1 protein-coding gene and 1 pseudogene are annotated in these 5,634 nt (G+C 36.8%); both read left to right on the top strand.

Annotation, left to right across the window (positions count from 1 at the left end; all coding sequences use genetic code 11):
- The coding region (locus BN202_RS07925) for an autotransporter family protein (protein WP_034987949.1) at positions 1–2,998 on the top strand (2,998 nt) is incomplete at its 5' end.
- Positions 2,999–4,607: 1,609 nt separating this feature from the next.
- A pseudogene (locus BN202_RS07915) lies at positions 4,608–5,634 on the top strand (hypothetical protein); the annotation flags it as partial.

Raw genomic sequence — 5,634 nt, 5'->3', positions numbered from 1 at the left:
AGTCTGGGCAAAAAACAATGGTGCAATCAGCATGACAGGCGGAACCATTAAAGCTTCAAACATTGGTGCTAGCTTCGAGAACAGTAATAGAAAAGAAAACAGTCTAGATGGTGTGACAATATCAAGTAATAAAGACGGTACACTACTAGACGGAGGAGTATATGCAGATAAAAGTACAGTCGCTTTAACAAATGTCACCGTAAAACAAGCAGAAATCGCCATAATCGCAGATGATCACTCTACAGTAACAGTCTCTGGAGGATCATTCGAGGGCGAAGAAGATGGAATATATGCAAAACAAGGAAGTTCCATTACTTTAAACAACGCTACGGTCACATCATATGGTGAAAGTGGTGTCTATGCAGACGGTCCGGATTCAAAAATTATAATGATAGGAGGAAGTGCAACAACGAAAAATGAACATTCTTCTGCATTGATTGCAAAAAACAAAGGGGCTATCGATGCCACGGATGTTACGCTCACAACAAATGGCATAGGAACCGGCGCACTTGCGCTTGGTGAGAGCACAATTCAATTGCATGGCAATACAACAATCAACAATACTTTAGACGGTCTTAGAGCAGCTGATGGTGGTAAAATTACCGGTGAAAATTTAAATATCACCGGTGGAAAAGCTATCAATTCGGATCCCGACACAGAACGCTCTGGTCTAACGACAGAAGATGCTGGAAGTGAAATTAACTTAACAGGCAAAACAACAATTCAAAATGTTGATGAAGGTCTTTATGCAGATGGTGGAAGCAAGATCACCAGTGGAGATCTAACAATAATCGGTGGCGAGAGCGAAAAAATGACCATTGCTGTAGGCTCTTACGAGCCTGAGAGCAAAATTGAATTAAATGGTAACACAACCATTAAAAATTTTGATCTTGGTCTTGCAGCAGGCAATGGTGCCTCAATTATCATGAAGAATGGTGCTGAAAATGAAATAGACGTCAAAAAAGTTGCACTATCCGCAGCAGCTAGAGGAAAGATTGACCTAACAAATACTGATTTAAAAGCAGGTAGCATAGGTATGCAACTGATGGCTTTATCGAAAACCAATACAAATGAATTAGATGATTTATATGGAAATAGCGAAATTAATCTGACCAATAGCGATATTCACGTTGATAATGGCACTGGAATTCTTGTTGGAGCTTTCGTCGCAAAAAGCATTGAAAATATTCCTACTCTATCAATCGGTACAGTTAATCTTAATAATTCAGAAATCCATGCGGATATTTTATTAGATGATGGTGTTTTTGGGGACAAAATTTCTTGGGAAGATAAAAATATCTGGAATGATGGAAAATTTAAAGAAATACCCAACGGCAGCTTCACATTAAATGCAGATCATTCCACTTTAGAAGGCAGAGCAAACATTGCACAAGAAAGAAACGTACACTTTAACCTGACAAACGGGACACAATGGTTCTTAAAAAACAGCACACAAGAAAAAGATGCTGAGGGCAATTTGCTTGATATCACTCAAAGATCACGTTCTGATATTTCTGTTCTCGATCTCAATGACAGCTCTGTTATTTTTAAAGAGCCAACAGAAGATCATTACCACACATTGCATATAGGTTCTGGAAAACCAAATACCTCAGCAGTTTATAATGCAACAGGTGATGCAAAAATTTATTTCAATACAAAATGGACTGATGGCACGCCAATCGCAGAGCAAAAAACCGATCATCTTCTCATTCACGGCGATGTCAATGGATCCACAACAGTTTACATCCAAAGAAATTCGGGAGATAAAGAGAGTGTTGTAAATGCTTCCGATCCTTCCAACATAGGGGGTATCTCACTGATCCAAGTTTCTGGAAAAGCTGATGAAAATTCCTTCAAACTAGCCCATGGCTATACCACAATAGGTGGTTTACCTTATAAATATACGCTAACAAGTTACGGACCAGAATCAAGCTATGGCCAAGCGAATATTGACCAAAATCTTTTTGATGAAAAGAATGAAAATTTCTGGGATTTTCGCTTACATAAAGCATTACTTCCTCATTCAAAAATAGAAGCGCTTGTTCCACAAATGGCAAGCTATTTGGTTATGCCAAATGCTCTCTTTTATAGTGGATTGACCGATATGTCTGAGCAAAGCGCATTGTTAGCTAATCTCAGAACATCTGTGTTGAGAAAACAACAAGGAAAACAGAACAGCTTCTTCTTATACACCTATGGAAGCACAGGAACATTATCATCTGCGCGGGGACCTCTTAAATATGGGTATGGAGCTGATCTTCGCTATGCCGCTCTTCAAGGAGGTGTCAACTTCACCGCAATAGAAGGACACAATACCACAACACATTTCGGTCTTGTCGGAACCTATGGACAACTCTCTTTCACTCCAAAGGATATGAAAGACGCAGCCAAGAGCACCATTGATAAGTGGTCACTCACAGCCTATGGCACCCTACAACATGACAATGGTTTCTATCTTGATACACTGTTATCCTATGGCATCCTAAAAGGAGAAATCGCCAATGCTCTCATTGGCAAAACCGCAAAATTGAAAAATGCCAAGATGTTCACAATCTCCACAACTGTTGGCAAACAATTTGCCACCGGAATGGAAGGCATAATATTCGAACCTCAAGCACAATTTGCCTATCAACATTTGATGTTTGATACAATTTCAGATGCTGACGGCTTTAAAGTTGATATGAACAATCCTCATCAATGGATGATCCGTATTGGTGGACGTTTGACCAAAACCGTTGTTACTTCTGAAAACGGACGTTCTTTTTCCTTCTATGGAAAAGTAAATGCCATCAAAACCTTTGGTGATGATCAAGCAATCTATATTGATAAAGATTATAAACTTGATCCTATGGGTTCTTTCCTTGAAGGTGGGCTTGGCATTAGCGCACAATTGTCTCAAAACGTTTCACTTCATGGTGATGTCAGCTATCAACAAAAGCTTGAAAAAACCGGTATATCTGGAGCAAACTTTTCAGGCGGAATACGCTATCAATTTTAAGGAAAAACTTTAACAACAGGTGTATTGTTATTCTGTACACTTCATTAAAAAAGGCAGCACAACGTGTTGCCTTTTTGGCTTACTACAACATTTCATGATAACACTAGCCAAACTATTCCTTCTATACATAGACAATATATTGATTTATGATATTAATTCATTGTTTTGCATATTGAATGAAAATCACCAAATACCGTAAGGTTGCCTTATTTCAACTCTGCTTATATTGAATTGATCAAAACCATCGGCTTGCACATTATAAACGGAAGTAGCGTGTAAACAAAACTGTGTAAAAAAAGATGAAAAGTACCTCTTATAAACCAACCAAAGTACTAAAGTTTGTAGCAATATTAGGAACAAGCAAAATATATAATTGTATCGGCTTGCATCTTCATAAGCACAAAAATGGCAACACTCAATAGAGTTACCATTATTCCATTCATAAGTGCCAGCACGAAAAGAACTTGGGTGTATTAAGAAATGTTTCCTGAAAACAAACTTGTGAACATACAATATAATTTTATTTTACATGAAAGGCATTACCTATAAAGAATGCAATAAAAACAAAGCATTAGACAATACATCATCTTCATTAATTTAAAAGATATCGCCGTGTATATTATGAGAACTTGTAAAGCTAAGTTAAAAGGAGATAGTAAAGCTGGGTATTGTTCTTTCTCTTTGAGAGAAATTTATCTCACTCAAATCAAATATGATAAAATCCTTTATTTCCAAATAAAATGCGAAACTCTCAAAAAATACCCCCTTCGCATCATTGGCTATTATTGATGCAGTTATTGCTGTTGCTTTCGTCTCTTTAGCTTCTCTCAGAGTTAATTCTCAGGGTTAATTACGATGTTTTTTGCCTCTTCTGCTTTTTTTCTGCCAAACCCTTTGTGATTTCACTGCCTTCACGAACCACTTGTCTCTTGGCTTGTAATGCCTAATCTGCTAGTACCTTGATTACATTCGCTATTCTATAACCTTTCTGGCACATCTTTTTGCGCTCGATCAGCTTTCTCAACACTCTACCAACAATCTTTTTCGCTTCTCCTTGTAAAGTTTTAGATCTCTCTGCCGTGCTCTTCACTTCTTTTGTATCTTCTGAAAGCCCCGCTGTTTTATAAAATCGGATATATGCAACTATACTTATAAAAATGTAAGATATTTTAGCTTTTGTATTTATATTGTCAAATACACAATGCATCGTTATTTTTCTTTATGTGCCAATAGGTGCAAATTTTATAGACAAGAAAAGCTATTCAAAGATTTTTTTACAAGCGCAATCATCGATTTTCTCTAAAAACTTTGTAGAACTTCCATAGTAATAAGCTTTAAGCAACAAACATTCTTGCAAAATCTCCCGTTCTATAGCGTTTATGAAACACAGACTTATCAAGCAAACTTTTCTACAATCCATATTCGTTGAGCGACACAATCACTTTAAAAAGTTTCTCACAGCAATTTTCAAACTCTAAAAAGAGCATTATTGCAATGTTTCGTTTTGTTCTTTACATGAAAAACATAATGATATAAAAACCCCTCAGTACTTGCGCCATCAGGGGAATGAAGTAAGCATCAAAGACATACCAATACTAAAGGCATATCTATGTGTAAGAAATCTATTTATAAGAAAAATCTTTTGTTATGTACAATTGCTGGAACTTTCATTTTTTCTCTTTTCGGTTCAACTTATGCAAATACACAACCTCCTGAAATTATTAATGAATTTAAGCTTGATGGAGGAAAAGAAAAGACTCTTAATAATGTTTTTATCCGCAATAAGGAAACTGGAGTCTCTGCAACAGAGAAAGCGATTGCTACAATTATAAACTCCACAATACACACAGAATTAGCTGCTTTTTCCGTATCAAAAGGTGGGCACATTCACGCTAAAGGAATTGATGCAAATTCAATATACAAGGGTTTAGAAACGAAAAACGGTATAATTGATATTGAAGATTCGACCATAACCGTCCAAAAAGCTGGTGCTGGTGGCATCCTTCTTTACGAAACCCCAAAAAATAACGTAAAAGAGGGTGAAAGTGTCATCAATAAAATTAACCTTACCAAAAGCAAACTTCTTGTGAGAGATGGGGTCGGTATTCGAGGACCTTATGGATCGAAATCTGTTGCTGAGATTTCTCTTAAAGATTCAGAAATTCGGGCTGATGTCTTATTGAGAAATAAAACCAAACGTAAATATTATGACGATGATAGGCTTCCTGTCTCTCTTACATTGACCGCGAACAATTCAATTCTAGAAGGAAGAGCGAGAACCCTAAAGGTAAATACAACGACTCTTTCTCTGATTAACAACAGCAAATGGCACTTAAAAATCAGTCAAGAGGATGTAGATACTGATTTTAGTACTTTTAATTTCGATCTCAGCGATCTTAAACAACGAGCACTTTCTACTGTTTCAGTACTGAATCTTAATAATAGCTCTATTATATTTAATGCACCCTCTGCTAATGCAATGCCTGCTTTGGGAAAGGGGCAATATCAAATCTTGAGTGTAGGACGAACCGCTGAAGTTTATAAATCCCGAGACAATATGATCCCTACTATAGAAACGGTTTACAATGCAACGGGTGATGCAAGAATTTATTTTAATACCGAGTGGACTGATGGTT

Source organism: Bartonella florencae, assembly GCF_000312525.1.
Taxonomy (GTDB): Bacteria; Pseudomonadota; Alphaproteobacteria; order Rhizobiales; family Rhizobiaceae; genus Bartonella; species Bartonella florencae.
The sequence above is the reverse complement of the archived record's forward strand: the minus strand, read 5'-3'. Positions and strand labels throughout refer to the sequence as shown.